Here is an 18,336-nt window from a genome sequence, read left to right as displayed (position 1 = left end):
CGGCGTTATGACTTAAAACGTATGCGAAAATCGCTAATATTGGATTACGAATTTGTAATGTCTTTAACCGACTCAACGACTAAGCAATTAATGCAGAGAGATAGTTCAGTAAACTGGTACATTCTCTTTGCGCTAAAAAGTGCTGTTTTTGCGAGCCGTCTACTGGCAATAATTCTAACCACCGATTTAATACCCAATTAGGGCAATCAAACTTTGGTGATTCATAAAGCGATGCCAACTCTTCGTAATTTCCAAAAATTTCTTTAAGTCGCTCGTCCATAGGCGCTATTTGTTGAGGAGCCAAATCGCACTGCCAAGGTTCTAACACCTTGCAACTACCGGTACGAAGACCATCTTTTTCAACTTCTATGCTACTCACCTCAACTAAATGAGAACCAGCAACCTTTATGCCAAGCAACCCATCATCGAGCATGTCGAAGTCAACAACCTGCGCATAAGTACCTATTTTATGAATATGCTCATTCAAATTTTTGTCACCATTAGCATTAAGCATACACATCACAAAGCCTTTATTTTCGGCACATGCCTGTTTGACCATTCGCACGTATCGCGGCTCAAAAATACGCAATGCCATTCTACCTTCCGGCAGAAGGTGCGCAGATAAAGGAAATAAAGGAAAACGTTCTACACTCATACTCAGCACTTCCGAAAACACGAAAATAATTACGCAAGTGAGAACAATTAGGATCGAATGGGAAAATTTTTCACATATAAATGGAAAAACATGATCTTTAGCACGACGATTAATGTAATTTAGTTTTTAAATAAAACATTAACAGATTTCATATCAGAGACTTGCAATTTGAACGTGAAAATAACCGCGAATTTTTTTAAGCGTCGACATTACCGATATGCAAATCTGATTTTGAATTATGAGTTAAGGAAAGGCCATGGACGTCATTGGACGCTTTTGTAAAATTTACACAGACATATGTCAAATTTCTCCAGACGACCTAGAACATATCTATGCCGACGACATACTGTTTATCGACCCAATCACTACACACCATGGCATTGATGAAGTAAAACGCTATTTTTCCAACTTATTGACGCAAGCCGAAAGCTGTAAGTTCGACATTGCGGACATTTTTACTTGCTCGCCCAATGGCACAGAAGAGCATCCATCAAGTCATTCAAAGGTTACCCATATCGCAAATTGGACGATGACCCTTACGCTGAAAGATAGTGATAAGCAAATTACGCTAGATGGCACCACGCAACTTGGTGTCAGCGATGACAGCATTATTTACCACAAAGATTATTACGACTTGGGCGAAATGGTCTATGAGCACGTACCCATCCTAGGTTTTGTCGTTAAAAAAATTAAAGGGAAGCTAGCAAAGTGAAAAGTATTCTAATTACTGGCGCCACATCGGGTATTGGTAAAGCATTAGCAATAACTGCTGCAAACAGCGGTTATCAAGTGATTGCCTGTGGTCGAAATGAAGACACACTCAACGAGCTAAGTAAGTACAATAATATTAGCGCATGCCAGTTCGATGTCACTGATCTTGACGATACTCGACGGGCGCTAACAACGGTTAAATTTGACATTGCTGTACTCAACGCTGGTACCTGCGAATATGTAGATATCGACGACTTCGAGCCAGACATGTTTCGCCGCGTATTCGAACCTAATTTCTTTGGCGTTGTTCATTGTGTAGACGCTCTTCTTCCACGACTTAAGCAAGGCGACAAGCTTGTGATTGTTGACAGCATGGCTCGCCTACTCCCTTTCACACGAACGCAAGCGTACGGTGCGAGCAAAGCTGCCCTACATTATTTTACTAAATCATTAGAAGTAGACCTTCACCACAAAGGCGTGAAAGTGCAAGCGGTGTCTCCTGGATTTGTAGAAACGCCCCTCACAGATAAAAACGATTTTGAAATGCCAATGAAAATTAGCGCTGAAGAAGCCGCTGACGCTATGCTTAAAGGAATAGAGGGCAACAAACAAACAGTTTTCTTCCCTCGGTTCTTTGGTTTTATTCTGCGCTTTATGCATATACTGCCAACCCCACTGCAAAAGCGATTGTCGTTGGCAATGAGAGAAAAACAATAAGAGAAGATGAATGAACAATAAGATTGCCATCATTGGCACAGGTATTTCTGGTTTGACCTGCGCGCACCTTCTAAATAGGCAGCACGACATCACAGTGTACGAAGCAAATGACTATATAGGTGGTCATACTGCAACGAAGAAAATAAGCGACAATGGGGAAACTTACCATATCGATACAGGCTTTATCGTTTTTAATGATTGGACCTACCCTAATTTTATAAAGCTCATTAATCAGTTAAATGTTGAGTATCAACCAACAGAGATGAGCTTCTCTGTAATGAGTAAAAAGGCAAACCTCGAATACAACGGCAATAACTTAAACAGTTTATTTGCACAGCGGCGTAATATTCTGAGGCCTAAATTTTGGCGCATCGTGAAAGACATATTGACGTTTAACAAAGCGTGTAAAGCGATGGTCGCAGAAAACCGTGATACTTCTTCACTTACGTTAGAAGACGTCATTAGAGAATTAAAACTCAGCGATGACTTTGCACGTTATTATATCTTGCCTATGTGCGCCGCAATTTGGTCCAGCAGCTTAGAGCAAACGAGAAAGTTTCCACTCACGTTCTTTTTGCAGTTTTTCAACAACCATGGCTTGCTCAATATTACCGACCGTCCTCAGTGGTACACAATTAAAGGTGGGTCAAGCCAATACATTCCGCCTTTAATCGCACCATTTGAGTCTAAGATAAAACTATCGACGGCCGTTCTGTCGGTAGCGAAAAGCGATGATAAGTGGCAGGTTACCGACTCTTCAGGCAACGCTGCGATGTATGATCATGTGGTATTTGCGTGCCACAGTGGCCAAGCGTTAAAAATGATTCACTCACCGACTTCGCTGCATCGAGATATCCTTGGAAATATCCCTTACGCAGAAAACGACGTGGTGATGCACAAAGATATTTCACAGCTGCCTAAAAGAAAATTAGCTTGGGCGAGTTGGAATTACAGCTTAAAAGAAGACGCAAGTGAGGAAGCCCGCCCCGCTTCTGTCACTTATAACATGAATATTCTTCAACGCCTTGAAGCACAAAGCACCTACTGTGTAACGTTAAATAATACGGCGGAAATAGACCAAAAGAGTATTCTTCGAAGCTATCAGTACGCACATCCGCAATACAGTGCCAGCATGGTCAACGCCCAAGCAAGAAGAAATGAAATTTGTGGCGTAGACAACTTACATTTTTGTGGAGCCTACTGGTATAACGGTTTTCATGAAGACGGCGTAACTAGCGCACTTGATGTTTGTTCTCGCTTTGGTGAAGCCCTGTGATAGAAAGTGCCATCTACAAGGGTAAGGTTTATCACCAACGGTTTAAGCCTACCCAGCATAAATTTGACTATGACATTTATTTATTTTGGCTAAAGCTTGAGAGCAACGAACTCGAAATCTTGTCCAGTTCGTTAAAACGCTTCTCTGCATACGACAAGGCTAGAGTGCGTTTCAAGCGTGAAGACTACTTAGGTGATCCCTCTTTTCCTCTAGGTCAGGCAGTAATAGACAGAATGACAGAGTTAAACGGAGGGAAGACGCTTCAAGGCGATGTCTTTATGCTGGGACAACTGCGTATGTGGGGGCTTTATTTCAGCCCGGTGAATTTCTATTACCTACGCAATGCCGAAGGTAAGTATACACATATGCTTGCCGAAGTAAGTAACACGCCGTGGAATGAGCGTCATCACTACCTTGTAAATCTAGATACTCAAGACGATACGCCAAAAGCTTTTCATGTTTCCCCGTTTAATCCAATGGATATGACCTACAAATGGTCGATATCGCAGCCGTCGGCTAGACTGTCACTTGCGATGGATTGTGTAAGAGACGACAAAGAGTTCAGTGCAGGGATTAATTTGACTAAATTTACTTTAGATAATGCGAATCTATCTGCGGCACTTAAACGTATACCCAGTATGACAATAAAAACTGTGGCTGGAATTTATTGGCACGCGCTTAAACTACTGCTTAAACGAACGCCACTGTATACACACCCAGAAAAAAGTCAGGAACAATAACAATGTCTTTTGGTGAATCTGTACTACTGACCACCTCAGAGGTCTCCTTTGTAGATAAAGCGTGTAGAACTCTATTCCTACAATGCTTAAAACAACTGCCTTTTGGCAGTTTAACCATTCAAGAAAACGGCGATGTCGTTGCGCGTTTCGGCACAGACGAAAGCGATTTGCGTGCAACGGTAAATATCAAGAATGTACAAGCCTATCGACGCTTATTGCTTGGCGGAAGTGTGGGCGCCGGAGAAGCATTCATGGATGGGTTATGGGACAGTGACGACGTAACAGCCGTGGTAAGAGTGTTTGCTAGGAATTTATCTACCCTTGACGAATGGGAGAATAAATTTAAATGGGTGACTATGCCCATCAACAAGATTCAACACTTTGCACGTCGAAATACAAAGGACCAAGCCAAGAAAAATATCGAGGCGCATTACGATCTGGGTAATAAGCTTTATACCCGCTTCCTTGACCCAACAATGATGTATTCGTCAGCCATATACCCAGATCCGAATGCAACTCTCAATGATGCACAAAATTACAAGCTCAAAGCCATTTGCGACAAGTTACAGCTTAGCGAAACCGATCATCTTCTAGAGATTGGCACGGGCTGGGGCGGGCTAGCCGTCTATGCTGCTAAGCATTATGGTTGCCGCGTAACGACCACTACCATTTCAGAAGAGCAGCATGCATGGGCAAAAGAATGGATTGCCCGAGAAGAACTTGAAAGCAAAATCACTTTGCTGAAAAAGGATTATCGCCTACTTGAAGGCAAGTACGATAAGCTCGTGTCTATCGAGATGATTGAAGCTGTAGGCAAACAATTTTTAGGAAATTTCTTTGAGAAATGCTCGTCACTTTTAAAAGACGACGGCCTAATGCTGCTTCAGTCAATAACCATTGATGACAGACGTTACGACAGCTATTCAAATAGTGTCGACTTTATTCAGAAATATATCTTTCCGGGGGGATTTTTACCTTCTCAGCACCAGCTTAACGCTCACCTGAAAAAGTACACTAATATGATGATTCGTGACTTACACGACATCGGGATTGACTATGCGAAAACATTGAACCATTGGTATGAAGCATTTATTTCTGCAAAAGATGAGCTTTTAAACGACGGTTATGACGAGCGTTTTATGCGAATGTGGACCTACTACCTGAAATATTGTGAAGGTGGTTTTTTAGAAAGAACAATCAGTACCGTTCAACTTGTGATTTCAAAGCCTCATTACAGACTTGATTTGGCTCGTGTTTAACAACGCTAATTATCGATAGTAGTGACAAAAAAAGCGGCGCCCTTTTGGCGCCGCTTTCTTGTTTGAAGCTGACACTAGGTCAAAGCACTACTCATCTACAACTGATATAGGCTTAGACAGCATTGGCTTACCCTGATTAATATTAATTTCAACGCGACGATTTTGCGCTCGGTCTGAAGGTGTAGTGGCATTTTCTACAATTGGATCGGTATCTGCCTTACCCACTACCGACATACGACTTTCGTCAAACCCTGGCGCGGTCCGCATGGCTTCAGCGACCGCTACAGCGCGCTGCGCTGACAAGTCCCAATTAGAACGATAGAGTTCATTAGCAATATGCTGACCGTCACTGTGCCCTGAAATTTCGATTTCTCCAGGCACATCCGCCAACAGCGTACCGATTTTTCTCAACACCGGTTGGAATTGGGGCTGCAAAAAGGCTGAGCCCGCCGAGAAGGAACCGTTCTCACGAATTCGAATGGTTAACTGCTGACCCAACGATTCCATTTCCACCGAACCATCTAGAATTTGTTTTTCTAATTGCTGCGCTACTTTTTTCATCAGTTCAGCCATTTGCGACTGATCGGTGCTTTGCTCAGCCGATGAAGACGACTCAGTAGCCGTTTGTTGAGATTGTCCGCCACGCTGCTCGCCGCGCTGCTTCTGCCTTCCGCCGGCAGAGTCTTCGTTACCAGCCTGAAATTCCAGCATTTGTTGGGTCATTTCGTTGGTTTGCTGCTGAATGGACTCAATAGGCGTAGGGTCAGGCTTGCCAGGTCGAAACTCCATTGCAATAACACTGGTACCCTTTGGAATATCTTTTACTTCAATTTTATTTTGCACACCAAAAGCAAACTTCATAGAGCCCGCAATTTGTTTAAACTTCAGTACGTCCATTTCCGAAAACGAAAGTAGCAGTACAAAGAAGCACATAAGCAACGACATCAGGTCTGCGAAGGTTCCCATCCAGGCTGGAAGCCCCTCGGGGGGACATTTTGGGCATTCTTCTTCGGCCATTACTCTTCCTCTGCGCTTCCGCGTTTACTCGCCGCAAGGTAGTTCTTTAATACCCCTTCGATAACACGTGGGTTCTGGCCGTCGGCTATACCCACAATACCGTCAAGAACAAGACTCTGGTTTAACTTCTCTTCTCCAGCTCTTACCGCCAGTTTAAAGGCAATTGGCAAACACACGACGTTGGCAAAAAAGGCACCATAAAGCGTGGTTAATAGCGCTACCGCCATGGCAGGGCCGATGGCTTTAGGGTCATCCATGTTTGAAAGCATGGCAACCAGACCGATCAAAGTACCAATCATACCCATCGCAGGCGCTACGTCACCCATTCCTTTAAATATAGAAGCGCCGAACTCATGCCTTTCCGTTGTCATAGAAATATCTTTAGCTAACGTTTCTCTCACCACTTCAATGTCGTGGCCGTCAACCAGCATGTCCACACCTTTTTGCATGAACTCATTTGAAATTTCCGCTTCTTCTAGTGCCAGAAACCCGCCTTTTCGCGCAGCGTCTGCCATTTCAACAATCTTCTCGATAAGCTCTTCAGGCGTTTCAATTTTGAACATGAATGCTTTGCCAGCAACTTTACCCGCACTGAAGAATTGGCCCAACGTAAACTGAGATAGGACAACAAATAGTGTTCCCCCGAATACAATAAGTATTGATTGCACGTCGATGAACATGCCCAAGCTGCCGCCCAGAATCATAGCCATAACTATGAAACCAATGGCGCCCAACATACCTATGACGGTTGCTAAATCCACTCACTCTTCCCCATTTATGCGCAGTCAGTGCTGTTAGTGTACAAATACCCTATCGGCAAAAGATAGAAATACTAAAACGACATTATTGAAAAATATCACATTTATTTGTTTATTATGAAGTAGGTTCTATGCAAAAGCGCAGCTTTGTCTTTTTTCTAAACTAAAATACCTAGCGCTTTTTTCAGCGCCTTACTTTTTCCTTCACAGTAAATAACACGGTTACTTCTGAAAGGTTAGTGAACCCTGCATCGAATATAGCACAATTTGCTTGTATGTTGCCTTTTGAACTGGATGAAAAAAAAGCTATGTTACTGTGATATAGGCGATATACGGACAAACCATTTGACCCTTGTGCAACCCTCGGTTAATGTGCGCGGTATACGTATTTTGGCCACTATATTGAGTGTTTTTATGACGACAGAAAAAGCATCAGCGTCTTTTGAAGAAACTTTATCAGAACTAGAAGCTATCGTTAACGAAATGGAAAGCGGTGATCTGCCTCTTAATAAAGCACTAGAAAAATTTGAGCGCGGTATAGCACTTTCCCGCCAAGGCCAACAATCTCTTGAAAACGCCGAGCAAAAAGTAAAGATACTGCTCAGTGAACAAGGCGAAGAAACGCTCCACCCTCTTCCTGAAAGTGAACAGCCATAAATCGTTCATTTTTAACTAACAGGCAATCTATGAATTTTTCTGCTTTGCATCAGCAAGTTAAACAGCAAACTGATGCATCTCTTCTTACATTAATTGACGAATTACCCGATTACGCGCCGCGCTTGAAAGACGCAATGCGTCACGCCTTACTTGCTGGCGGTAAACGGATGCGGCCACTACTTGTTCAAGTAGTAGGTAACACCCTAGACGTGCCCAAAAAAGACCAAATGGCTATTAGTATGGCCATTGAATGTGTGCACGCCTACTCGTTAGTCCACGACGATTTACCAGCCATGGACGACGACGACTTGCGCCGCGGTATGCCAACCTGCCATATTGCCTTTGATGAGGCTACCGCTATTTTAGCTGGCGATGCGCTGCAGGCACTTGCATTTACAGTGTTAGCTGATGCGCCATTAAGCACGTATGCTGAAACAAAGCGTAGCCAGTTACTGTCTGTACTTGCGAAAAGTGCGGGTTATATAGGTATGTGCGGTGGGCAAGCTATCGATTTAGCCAGCACCGGCAAAACCATCTCGCTAGAAGAACTAAAACAGCTGCATAGATTGAAAACCGGTGCATTGTTAAAAGCCTGCGTAGAAATGGTCGCCATTGTTAGTGAAGGCTTACTGCCTCAAACTAAAATTGACTTAATGGCTTATGCCGCGGATATTGGGCTAGCTTTCCAAGTTCAAGACGATATTTTAGATGTGGAAGGCAGTAGCGAAAAATTAGGTAAGCCCGCGGGGTCAGACGAAGCGTTAGGGAAAAATACCTTTCCAGCCAAACTTGGTATTACAGGCGCTAAACAAGAATTAGAAATGCTTCACGATAATGCACTTCAAGCATTGGCGCGTTTACCCTACAATACTGACAGTTTAATTGCGTTTAGCGAGCTTTTGGTAAAACGCGACCATTAGCCACGCGCCATGTTGAAAAAGATAATAAGTACATGAGTTTAGATCTCCAACATTACCCAACGCTTGCGCTTGCGCAAACACCCGATAAATTGAGGCAGTTGCCCCAAGACAAATTACGCGAGCTCGCCGATGAGTTGCGTGAGTACTTACTTAACAGCGTAAGCCAAACCAGTGGGCACTTTGCATCTGGTTTAGGCACAGTGGAACTGACCGTCGCTTTGCACTATGTGTACGACACCCCCTTCGATCGACTGCTGTGGGATGTAGGTCACCAAGCTTATCCGCACAAAATCCTTACAGGTCGTGCAGAGCGCATGAGTACCATTCGCCAAAAGAATGGTCTGCACCCTTTCCCATGGCCGCCTGAGAGCGACTACGACACCTTTGCAGTCGGTCATTCGTCTACATCGATTAGTGCAGGGCTGGGCATGGCTGTGGCTGCCGAAAAAGAAGGCAAAAACAGAAAGGTTGTAGCGGTAATTGGCGACGGTGCTATGACCGCTGGTATGGCGTTTGAAGCCCTTAATCACGCTGGTGATATCAAGAAAGACATGGTAGTTGTACTTAACGACAACGAAATGTCTATTTCTGAAAACGTAGGTGCGTTGAACAGTCACTTAGCTCGCTTGCTTACAGGTAACTTTTTCAACTCTATACGCGATGGCGGCAAAAAGCTGCTAAGCAATGTACCTCCTATTAAGGAGTTTGCCAGCCGTGCAGAAGAACACATTAAAGGCATGGTTGTCCCGGGCACGATATTTGAAGAGCTTGGCTTTAACTACATTGGCCCTATCGATGGCCACGACGTAAATGGTGTTGTCGATACGCTACGCAATATGCGCAAGTTTGACGGCCCGCAGCTACTTCACGTAGTCACCAAGAAAGGTAAAGGTTACGCGGTTGCTGAAGAAGACCCTATCAAGTTCCACGCGGTACCAAAATTCAATCCTGCTGACAACGCTTTGCCAAAATCTAAGCCTTCAGCCCCTACCTACTCTGCAATCTTTGGGAAATGGCTGTGTGATATGGCGGCACAAGACCCTAAGCTAATGGCCGTAACGCCAGCCATGCGCGAAGGTTCAGGCATGGTAGAGTTTTCTCAGCGTTTCCCAGAGCAATATTTCGATGTTGCGATTGCTGAACAGCACGCGGTAACCTTTGGCGCAGGCCTTGCCAAAGACGGTATGAATGCGGTTGTTGCTATTTATTCGTCGTTCCTGCAGCGCGCCTATGACCAGCTCATTCACGATGTGGCGATTCAAGACTTACCCGTATTGTTTGCCATTGATAGAGCCGGTATTGTTGGCGCAGATGGCCCTACTCACCAGGGGGCGTTTGATATCGCTTTCCTGCGCTGTATTCCGAATATGGTGGTTATGGCTCCTTCAGATGAAAATGAATGTCGTCAAATGCTCTACACGGGTCACAAGCTACAAAAACCAGCTGCTGTTCGTTACCCTCGCGGTGCTGGCATGGGTGTCACGCCTGACGAAGCTATGACAGAGCTTGAGATTGGTAAATCTCGTACGTGTCGAGAATCATCAAAAGGCAAGTCTGAAAGTATCGCCATTTTAAACTTTGGCTGCCTACTGCCCTACGCGCTTGAAGCTGCAGAGGCGATTGACGCTACCGTTATCGACATGCGTTTCATTAAGCCGTTAGACGGCGACGCAGTATTAAAAGCTGCCAGTGAGCACAGTGCACTTATTACGTTGGAAGACGGCTGTATTATGGGTGGAGCTGGTAGTGCGGTGCTTGAACACTTGCAGCAAAATGGCGTATTAAAAGCGGTGAAGATGTTAGGGCTGCCTGATAGCTTTGTATTGCAAGGCACTCAGCAGGAAATGTACAAAGAGCACGGCCTTGACGCTGAAGGTATTATTGCAGCGGCTAGCAGTTTAAGCGCTAACTAATTGAGCTTTAAAATCACCACTAAGACATTAAAAAGCCCGCTATTTTGCGGGCTTTTTCGTAAATAGTTTGCTCACCGTCAACTGGCTTTCCTTTGAGGTAAGTCTAACAAAATGGCGGCGAATATTCGTAATGAATTAAAACAAAGCCAATGCGGCAGGCCAAAACGCTATTAGTAAATGTAGACAACCGCATGCCATGGCGCCAGCGATAAGATCATCAAGCATAATGCCTGTACCGCCGTGTAAGCGCTTATCTATGATACCTATTGGCCAAGGCTTCAAGATATCGAAAAGCCTGAATAGAACAAAGCCTACAAGTAAAGAGGACGCTGAAATAGGTACAAACAGAAAGGTCACAAACATGCCCGCTATTTCATCCCACACAATAGAGCCATGATCGTGAACCTGCATATCGTCAGCCGTTTTACCGCACAGGTAAATGCCTACAACTGAGAATATCAGCGTAAGCGCGATAAAGGAAATTAGGGAAATCTGGCTACACGCAATAAGTAGGGGCAACGCAGCAAGTGAGCCAAAGGTTCCCGGCATGAAAGGAATAAGTCCACTGCCAAAGCCTAGTGCGAGAAAATGCACGGGATTTTTCATACTCACTCTAGCGCGAAACTCAGCCTGCATGCTTTTTCCTTTTTATTGCTTTTGTCGGACAAATCGGCTGCCTAAAAGGCGTGCTCGTAACCTGACACGTTAACAGGTGTGTACTTTTCGTTGTCTTTGAGCAATGAAAGTGTGCCGTTATGACCGGTTAATTGGCCAATACATGTGGCTTTCACGTTTGTGCTTGCCAACGAGGTTTCAAGACTTCCGCGCTGCTCTTCACTTACGGTGAAAATAAGCTCATAGTCATCGCCTGCAGACAGCGCGTATTCGATAGCTTGCTCTGGTGTAACCGCGCTTGTTAATGCTCGTGATAACGGTAAACGCTCTACATGAACATTTGCACCGCAATTAGACGCTTTTAGGATATGACCTAAATCTGAAATTAAACCATCAGAGATATCAATGCACGACGTTGCAATACGTCGGATAGCTGTGCCCACCGCTACGCGAGGAGTTGGGAAGTAATGACGATTTACCAATACGTCTTTCGCTTCACCACTTACACTCAGCTTATTTTGCAGGATGTCTAAACCAGCACCCGCGTCACCAAGCGTTCCTGTGACATAAAGCCAATCACCCGGCTTAGCGCCGCTACGCGTTAGCTCAGAACCCGGCGGTATAAAGCCTTGAGCTGTAATCGTGAACGCCATTGGGCCTTTAACCGTATCTCCACCGATAAGCTGTACAGAATAGTACTGAGTTAGCTCATAGAGGCCCGAAACAAAGTCATCTAGCCAAGCTTCGTCCACTTCCGGTAATGACAGAGATAAACTAATCCACGCTGGCTCTGCGCCCATTGCGGCAAGATCGCTTAAGTTTACCGCCACTGTTTTATACGCAACAGACTTCGCCGGTGCGTCTTTCAAAAAGTGCACACCTGCAACCAGGGTATCTGTGGTAACGGCAAGCTGTTGGTTTTCAGGAACCGTTGTTACAGCACAGTCATCACCAATACCAATAACAACGTCTTTGCGTTTGTGGCCGCTGTTTGAAAAGTAGCGGCCGATAAGATCAAATTCTTTCACGGTAATTTTTAAACCCTTTTAGCGGCAGTCCATGCCGCCACGGTAAGGTTAGTCGCGCTCGTCTTTGCGCAATGTGCGCACTGCTTTGTCCAGTGCACCATTAATGAACTTGTGACTTTCTTCAGCACCAAATGCTTTAGCAAGCTCAATCGCCTCATTAATAATTACGCGGTAAGGGACGTCAATGCGCTCGGTCAGTTCCAGCGTCGCAATGCGCAAGATTGCTTTTTCAATAGCGTCTAACTCTTCAGGCAAACGGCCAAGGTAAGGCTTGATGGTCGCATCAAGTTTACTTGCGTTGTGTGCAACACCGCGAAGCAGAGCTTGGAAATACGCCATATCTACCTTTTGCATGTCGTTACTGGTGGCTAGCGCCAGTTCAACCTGCTGAATATCGTTGTGACTCATTTGCCATGAATACACGCCTTGCAGAGCGAGTTCACGGGCTTTACGACGAGCTGAAACTTTCACTTAATGTTTACCTTAAAGCTTTTCAACAGCATCGATAACGTTAACCATTTCCAGCGCACCAAGTGCAGCTTCTGCACCTTTGTTGCCCGCTTTGGTTCCTGAACGCTCGATAGCCTGTTCAATTGAATCTGTTGTAATTACGCCAAATGATACGGGTACACCGTATTCAAGAGAAACTTGCGCAAGACCTTTGTTGCATTCGCCTGCTACAAAATCAAAGTGTGGCGTACCACCACGAATAACCGCACCTAGTGCGATGATGGCGTCAAATGACTTTTTCTCAGCTAATTTCTTAGCTACTACAGGTAACTCGTAAGCACCAGGTACACGTACTAACGTGATATCGTCATCACTCACTTCACCGTGACGCTCTAGTGTATCTAGTGCACCTTCAAGTAAGCTTTCAACTACAAAGCTATTAAAGCGTGATACAACGATAGCAAATTTCTTACCGGTTGCTCTGATATTACCTTCAATTACCTGCATGGATTCATTCCTCGAGAAAAAACGGCGCGAAGTATACCACAACTGCGCCCAAACTAAATCGATTGTTTCTTTAACTTCAACTATTCGTAAACGGGTACGTTAGCTTGACTCAATGTGGGAAGGGAGTGCTCGTCGCAAACCCTCTCCACTTAAGCTCCGCCCTAATGCTAAGCACTAGTCGTGCACGTACTCCACTACTTCAAGGCCGTAACCTGAAAGTGCGTGATATTTAATTGGTTTACTAAGAAGACGCATTTTGTGTACGCCCATTGATGCTAGAATTTGACTGCCTACACCAATAGTGCGTGACGATCCCTGCCAGTCAGCGCCAGTCGGGCGCTCGCCTCGGTCTTCTGCGGCAAAGCGGCGTACCTGACTTTCAATATGCTCTTCTTTACCTAATAACACCAATACGCCACCGTCTTCTGAAATTTTGCGCATGCCATCTGCAAGCGTCATCGAGCGATGAATACCGCGGGTAGATCCAAGAAGATCACTAAACGTATTGTGAAGGTGTACACGTACAAGTGTCGGCTCATCTTCTTTAATTTCGCCTTTTTTAAGTGCGAAATGAAGTTGGTTGTCGATGCTGTCTTTAAACGTGTGAAGCTCGAAGTCGCCATACTCGGTTGGCATATTGCATTGAGCGACCTTTTGAATGGTGGTTTCGTTGAGATTGCGATATTCAATTAAATCAGCAATGGTGCCGATTTTAAGATTATGTTTTTCAGCAAACTTTTCTAGTTCTGGACGACGGGCCATCGTGCCGTCTTCATTGAGGATTTCTACAATAACCCCAGCAGGCTCTAACCCTGCCAAACGCGGTAAATCTACACCGGCTTCTGTGTGACCTGCGCGGTTTAACACGCCACCGTCTTTAGCAATTAGCGGAAAAATATGTCCCGGCTGTACAATGTCTGTCGCTTTCGCGTCTTTCGCTACAGCAGCTTTAATGGTTGTTGCGCGATCTGCCGCCGAAATGCCTGTGGTCACGCCGGTTGCCGCTTCAATAGACACAGTGAAGTTGGTAGAAAACTGTGCTTCGTTTTTATCCACCATAAGCGGAAGATTCAGGGTGCGACAGCGCTCTTGCGTCATTGGTAAACACACTAAACCGCGAGCGTGGGTTACCATAAAGTTAATGGCTTCAGGCGTCACATGCTCTGCCGCCATTATCAGATCGCCTTCATTTTCCCTGTCTTCGTCATCCATCAAGATAACCATTTTACCTTGGCGAATGTCTTCAATTATTTCTTGTGTAGTGTTAAATGCCATGTTGTGTGCTTCTTGTAGGGTTATTTTCTTAAAAATCCGTTCTCGGCAAGAAATGCCATGTCAATGCCTTTGCTTTTTGGTTCGGCGGCTTTGTCGCCCAACATCAGTCGCTCTAAATAGCGCGCAATAACATCAACCTCTAAGTTCACCGCTGTGCCCACCTTATAGCTCCCCATAATGGTTTCTTGCAATGTATGAGGAATGATCCAAAGCATAAATTCTGCGCCATTAACTTCGTTAACAGTTAAGCTGATACCATCAACGGTGATACTACCTTTATGCGCAATATATTTAGCCAAGGCTTCTGGCGCTTTTACCCAGAACTCTACGTAGTCTGAGTGCTTAATGATTTGTGTAACCTCGCCTACACCATCAACGTGACCGGAAACGATATGTCCGCCTAAACGGTCGCTTGGACGCATCGCTTTCTCAAGATTCACCGTAGAGCCTGCGCTGTAATGTGCAAAGCCTGTTAATTTGATGGTCTCTGCCGACACATCTGCACAATAATAATCGGGGCCCATATCAGTAACTGTTAAGCAAACACCATTGGTCGCAATACTGTCGCCGAGTGCGACATCAGACATATCAAGCGTAGGCGATGAAACGGTAAGTCGAATATCGTTGCCACGGTTATCAAGCTTCTTAATTGTACCTAGCGCTTGAATAATTCCAGTAAACATAAAGTTCCTCTTTAATCGCGTTAACCACGGGTGTTGCTAACATCAGGACGGAAGATAAGCTTAATATCGTTACCCACTTGACGATTTTCAATAAGCGAAAGCGAAATACATTCATTTAGCGACGTGAACGCGGGTAAATTAACCATACTGACTCCCTTATCACCTAAAAGCTTAGGCGCTTGGTAGCATATAAGTTCATCCACCAGCCCTTCTTGCAATAATGCACCGGCAAGGCCAGGGCCTGCTTCCACCCACACTTCATTATATTGCTTATCGCCTAGTGCTGACATAAGTGAATGTAAATTGAGTTTACCGTCTTTTTCATCTACCGAAAGATAGTGCTGTGTTGCCGTATCTGGGTGGGCTTGCGATGTAGCAGTTAAGGTTAGGTTGCCGTCATTAAACAATGCGTAGCCTCGACTAAGCGCGCTTTTGCCATCGATAACAACACGGGCAGGTTGACGAATGTGTTCCAGAGGATAATTAGTGAACTGTGCTTCTTGTTCTCTAACCAACAAACTAGGGTTATCGGCTTTCACCGTACCTGAGCCTGTGAGCACCACGCAACTTTGTGCACGATACTGTTGCACATCCCGCCTTGCTTCTGCACCAGTAATCCACTGACTCACCCCATTTTGAAGGGCTATTTTTCCATCTAGGCTAATGCCTAATTTCACGCGAACAAAGGGCTTACCAGTAAGCATGCGTTTAATAAACCCGGGGTTTAGCGCTGCGGCCTCAGCAGCCATCACTTCGCTTACCACTTCGATGCCTGCTTCCTGCAGAATGCTAATACCGTTACCGCATACGTTTGGATTCGGGTCGGTCATAGCAATAACAACACGCGCTACCTTTGCTTCTACCAAGGCAACAGCGCAAGGCGGTGTGCGACCAAAATGACTACAAGGTTCAAGTGTAACGTATGCCGTCGCGCCCTTTGCGCCTTGCGGACGTGCGTTAGATGCTTGTCTTAATGCATGCACTTCGGCATGGGGTGTACCAGCTTGAATGTGATATCCCTGACCGAGCAAATGATTGTTTTCGTCAACAATTACACAGCCTACGCGAGGGTTAGGAGAAGTGGTAAAACGCCCTTGTTGGGCAAGCTGAATGGCTTTTGCCATCCAAAAATAATCGTTTTTAACCGTATCGTGGTTCACTTGGATTCCTGTTGTAGCCCTAAGTGCCTGATGTTTGAGAGGTCGCCGACTTAATCTCCTAATCGCGCAATCTCTTCTCCGAATTCACGAATATCTTCGAAAGAGCGATAAACGGAGGCGAACCGGACATAAGCAACTTTATCGAGTTCTTTGAGGGCTTTCATAATTAGGTTGCCGAGCAGTTCACTGCTCACTTCACGTTCACCGGTTGCGCGCAACTGTGACTTAAGTGAGAGGATACATTGTTCAACTTTTTCTGTGCTCACAGGGCGCTTTTCGAGTGCGCGTTGCAAGCCTGCACGAAGTTTATCCTCGTTAAACGGTTCACGAGAACCATCGCGTTTAATAACGCGAGGCATCACGAGCTCAGCACTTTCAAAGGTCGTGAAGCGCTCGTGACACACCATACATTCACGGCGTCTACGCACCTGTTGCCCTTCTGCAACCAAACGAGAATCAATGACTTTTGTTTCTTGTTCTGAACAAAACGGGCAAAACATGAATAATCCTTAAATATTGCGTACTTAGGTATCTAAATTAAACCTAGACTAGTTAGTCCAGCATTAGTACCAAAGTACGCAATAAAACACAAACCTATTTATTTATAAACAGGGAATTGTGCGCAAAGTGCAACCACTTCGTCTTGAACACGTTTGATAACAGACTCATCGCCCATGTTATCTAGAATGTCGCAAATCCATGTTGCAACTTGCTTAGCTTGTTCTTCTTTGAAACCACGGCGAGTAATCGCTGGGCTACCAATACGAAGACCACTGGTTACAAACGGTGAACGCGGGTCATTTGGCACTGAGTTTTTGTTTACCGTAATATTTGCGGCACCAAGTGCTGCGTCAGCATCTTTACCGGTGATGTCCTTGTCGATAAGGTCAAGAAGGAACAAGTGGTTGTCAGTACCGCCAGAAACGATGTTATAACCGCGCTCTTGCATTACAGAAACCATAGCTTTCGCATTTGCAACAACCTGCTGCTGATACGCTTTAAATTCTGGCTGTAGTGCTTCTTTGAATGCAACCGCTTTAGCTGCGATCACGTGGCAAAGAGGGCCACCTTGGTTGCCTGGGAATACAGAGCTGTTTAACTTTTTGTAAATCGCTTCATCGCCGCATGAAGAAAGGATTAAACCACTACGTGGGCCAGCAAGGGTTTTATGAGTAGTCGTTGTTACCACGTGAGCATGGGGAAGCGGGTTTGGATAAACGCCCGCTGCTACAAGTCCTGCTACGTGCGCCATATCTACGAGCAAGTAAGCGCCAACGCTATCAGCGATTTCACGGAATTTTGCCCAATCAACAATGCCAGAATACGCAGAGAAACCACCGATAATCATTTTCGGCTTGTGCTCTTTAGCAAGTGCCTCAACCTGAGCGTAATCGATTTCACCGGTTTCTTTGTTCAGACCATACTGAACAGCATTGTAGGTTTTACCAGAGAAGTTTACGTGTGAACCGTGAGTAAGGTGACCACCTTCAGAAAGGCTCATTCCCAATACCGTATCGCCTGCGTCAAGTAGTGCCATGAATACGGCAGAGTTAGCTTGTGAACCAGCGTGCGGTTGAACGTTCGCGTAGTCTGCACCAAATAGTGCTTTTGCACGATCGATAGCAAGTTGTTCAACAACGTCTACGTGCTCACAACCACCGTAGTAACGCTTGCCTGGGTAGCCTTCCGCGTACTTGTTAGTAAGCTGCGAACCCTGTGCTTCCATTACACGTGGGCTACAGTAGTTCTCAGAGGCAATTAGCTCTATGTGATGTTCTTGACGCTCAACCTCTTTAGACATTGCATCGGCTAATTCAGGATCGAAGTCGGCTATATTCATTTCGCGAGAAAACATGGGGGCTCCTTAACTGCGGTTTTTATATGGCGTTACGCACTGATTGCTCAAATTCGAGCCATATTCTAGTCATTTTCGGGGGCTTGTATACCGCTTTGTGACCAAATTAATATAAATGGCGCAGGTTTAACGAAATACCT

Annotated in this window: 20 protein-coding genes; 8 read left to right on the top strand and 12 right to left on the bottom strand. The window is 45.2% G+C overall.

Features of this window, described 5'->3' with window-relative positions:
- Positions 1-79: 79 nt before the first annotated feature.
- Entirely contained in the window at positions 80-655 is a 576-nt protein-coding gene (locus MHM99_RS10015) for an LON peptidase substrate-binding domain-containing protein (RefSeq protein WP_014950075.1), read from the bottom strand.
- 256 nt (positions 656-911) lie between these two features.
- Between MHM99_RS10015 and MHM99_RS10010 the strand changes: the two genes are divergently transcribed.
- The 5 genes from MHM99_RS10010 to MHM99_RS09990 are packed head-to-tail and all read left to right on the top strand — an operon-like array spanning position 912 to position 5,358.
- Positions 912-1,367, top strand: coding sequence for a nuclear transport factor 2 family protein (locus tag MHM99_RS10010; protein WP_049586611.1), 456 nt, complete (start codon positions 912-914; stop codon positions 1,365-1,367).
- Complete coding sequence (locus MHM99_RS10005; protein ID WP_049586609.1) at positions 1,364-2,083, top strand: SDR family NAD(P)-dependent oxidoreductase; 720 nt, start codon at positions 1,364-1,366, stop codon at positions 2,081-2,083. Before MHM99_RS10010 ends, MHM99_RS10005 begins: the two co-directional genes overlap by 4 nt.
- Positions 2,084-2,093: 10 nt before the next feature.
- Positions 2,094-3,359 carry an FAD-dependent oxidoreductase gene (locus MHM99_RS10000; protein WP_049586608.1) on the top strand — a complete coding sequence of 422 codons (1,266 nt, stop codon included), beginning with the start codon at positions 2,094-2,096 and terminating at the stop codon, positions 3,357-3,359.
- Positions 3,356-4,099 carry a DUF1365 domain-containing protein gene (locus MHM99_RS09995; protein ID WP_080986395.1) on the top strand — a complete coding sequence of 248 codons (744 nt, stop codon included), beginning with the start codon at positions 3,356-3,358 and terminating at the stop codon, positions 4,097-4,099. Before MHM99_RS10000 ends, MHM99_RS09995 begins: the two co-directional genes overlap by 4 nt.
- Positions 4,100-4,101: 2 nt before the next feature.
- Positions 4,102-5,358 (top strand): cyclopropane-fatty-acyl-phospholipid synthase family protein, encoded by a 1,257-nt coding sequence (locus MHM99_RS09990; RefSeq protein ID WP_239219180.1) that lies wholly within the window; start codon positions 4,102-4,104, stop codon positions 5,356-5,358.
- An 87-nt stretch (positions 5,359-5,445) separates the two neighbouring features.
- Here the strand turns inward: MHM99_RS09990 and MHM99_RS09985 are convergent, their stop codons facing one another.
- Both MHM99_RS09985 and pomA read right to left on the bottom strand, forming a co-directional pair.
- Entirely contained in the window at positions 5,446-6,375 is a 930-nt protein-coding gene (locus tag MHM99_RS09985) for a flagellar motor protein MotB (RefSeq protein WP_014976980.1), read from the bottom strand.
- On the bottom strand, positions 6,375-7,136 hold the full coding sequence (gene pomA, locus MHM99_RS09980; protein WP_014950082.1) for a flagellar motor protein PomA: 762 nt from the start codon (positions 7,134-7,136) through the stop codon (positions 6,375-6,377). The genes MHM99_RS09985 and pomA overlap by 1 nt, the downstream gene beginning before the upstream one ends.
- A 411-nt stretch (positions 7,137-7,547) precedes the next feature.
- Here pomA and xseB point away from each other — a divergent pair, with 411 nt between their 5' ends.
- Genes xseB through dxs form a run of 3 tightly spaced genes read left to right on the top strand, consistent with a single transcriptional unit; the run spans position 7,548 to position 10,623 of the window.
- On the top strand, positions 7,548-7,790 hold the full coding sequence (gene xseB / locus MHM99_RS09975; RefSeq protein WP_014976981.1) for an exodeoxyribonuclease VII small subunit: 243 nt from the start codon (positions 7,548-7,550) through the stop codon (positions 7,788-7,790).
- Positions 7,791-7,819: 29 nt separating this feature from the next.
- On the top strand, positions 7,820-8,710 hold the full coding sequence (locus MHM99_RS09970; protein WP_014950084.1) for a farnesyl diphosphate synthase: 891 nt from the start codon (positions 7,820-7,822) through the stop codon (positions 8,708-8,710).
- A gap of 32 nt (positions 8,711-8,742) precedes the next feature.
- Positions 8,743-10,623 carry a 1-deoxy-D-xylulose-5-phosphate synthase gene (dxs, locus tag MHM99_RS09965; protein ID WP_239219178.1) on the top strand — a complete coding sequence of 627 codons (1,881 nt, stop codon included), beginning with the start codon at positions 8,743-8,745 and terminating at the stop codon, positions 10,621-10,623.
- A gap of 135 nt (positions 10,624-10,758) precedes the next feature.
- Here the strand turns inward: dxs and MHM99_RS09960 are convergent, their stop codons facing one another.
- The 9 genes from MHM99_RS09960 to glyA form a co-directional block, all read right to left on the bottom strand.
- Positions 10,759-11,259, bottom strand: coding sequence for a phosphatidylglycerophosphatase A (locus MHM99_RS09960; protein WP_014950085.1), 501 nt, complete (start codon positions 11,257-11,259; stop codon positions 10,759-10,761).
- A gap of 41 nt (positions 11,260-11,300) precedes the next feature.
- Complete coding sequence (gene thiL, locus MHM99_RS09955) at positions 11,301-12,266, bottom strand: thiamine-phosphate kinase (protein ID WP_014950086.1); 966 nt, start codon at positions 12,264-12,266, stop codon at positions 11,301-11,303.
- A gap of 48 nt (positions 12,267-12,314) precedes the next feature.
- Positions 12,315-12,737 carry a transcription antitermination factor NusB gene (gene nusB / locus MHM99_RS09950; protein ID WP_012518940.1) on the bottom strand — a complete coding sequence of 141 codons (423 nt, stop codon included), beginning with the start codon at positions 12,735-12,737 and terminating at the stop codon, positions 12,315-12,317.
- Positions 12,738-12,749: 12 nt separating this feature from the next.
- Positions 12,750-13,223 carry a 6,7-dimethyl-8-ribityllumazine synthase gene (ribE, locus tag MHM99_RS09945; protein WP_014950088.1) on the bottom strand — a complete coding sequence of 158 codons (474 nt, stop codon included), beginning with the start codon at positions 13,221-13,223 and terminating at the stop codon, positions 12,750-12,752.
- Positions 13,224-13,397: 174 nt separating this feature from the next.
- Positions 13,398-14,498, bottom strand: a complete 1,101-nt coding sequence (ribBA, locus tag MHM99_RS09940) for a bifunctional 3,4-dihydroxy-2-butanone-4-phosphate synthase/GTP cyclohydrolase II (protein ID WP_014950089.1) — start codon at positions 14,496-14,498, stop codon at positions 13,398-13,400.
- Positions 14,499-14,518: 20 nt separating this feature from the next.
- Positions 14,519-15,181, bottom strand: coding sequence for a riboflavin synthase (locus tag MHM99_RS09935; protein ID WP_014950090.1), 663 nt, complete (start codon positions 15,179-15,181; stop codon positions 14,519-14,521).
- Between the two features lie 20 nt (positions 15,182-15,201).
- Positions 15,202-16,341, bottom strand: coding sequence for a bifunctional diaminohydroxyphosphoribosylaminopyrimidine deaminase/5-amino-6-(5-phosphoribosylamino)uracil reductase RibD (gene ribD, locus MHM99_RS09930; RefSeq protein WP_239219176.1), 1,140 nt, complete (start codon positions 16,339-16,341; stop codon positions 15,202-15,204).
- 50 nt (positions 16,342-16,391) lie between these two features.
- Positions 16,392-16,841, bottom strand: a complete 450-nt coding sequence (nrdR, locus tag MHM99_RS09925) for a transcriptional regulator NrdR (protein ID WP_012517538.1) — start codon at positions 16,839-16,841, stop codon at positions 16,392-16,394.
- Positions 16,842-16,939: 98 nt separating this feature from the next.
- The gene (gene glyA / locus MHM99_RS09920) at positions 16,940-18,196 is read right to left on the bottom strand and encodes a serine hydroxymethyltransferase (RefSeq protein WP_110289203.1); all 1,257 of its coding nucleotides are present in this window, start codon (positions 18,194-18,196) and stop codon (positions 16,940-16,942) included.
- Positions 18,197-18,336 lie beyond the last annotated feature (140 nt).

The sequence above is a fragment of the Alteromonas sp. MmMcT2-2 genome, assembly GCF_022348305.1.
GTDB lineage: Bacteria > Pseudomonadota > Gammaproteobacteria > Enterobacterales > Alteromonadaceae > Alteromonas > Alteromonas macleodii.
Note: the sequence above shows the minus strand (reverse complement) of the source record. Positions and strands in the feature narration are given on the sequence as shown.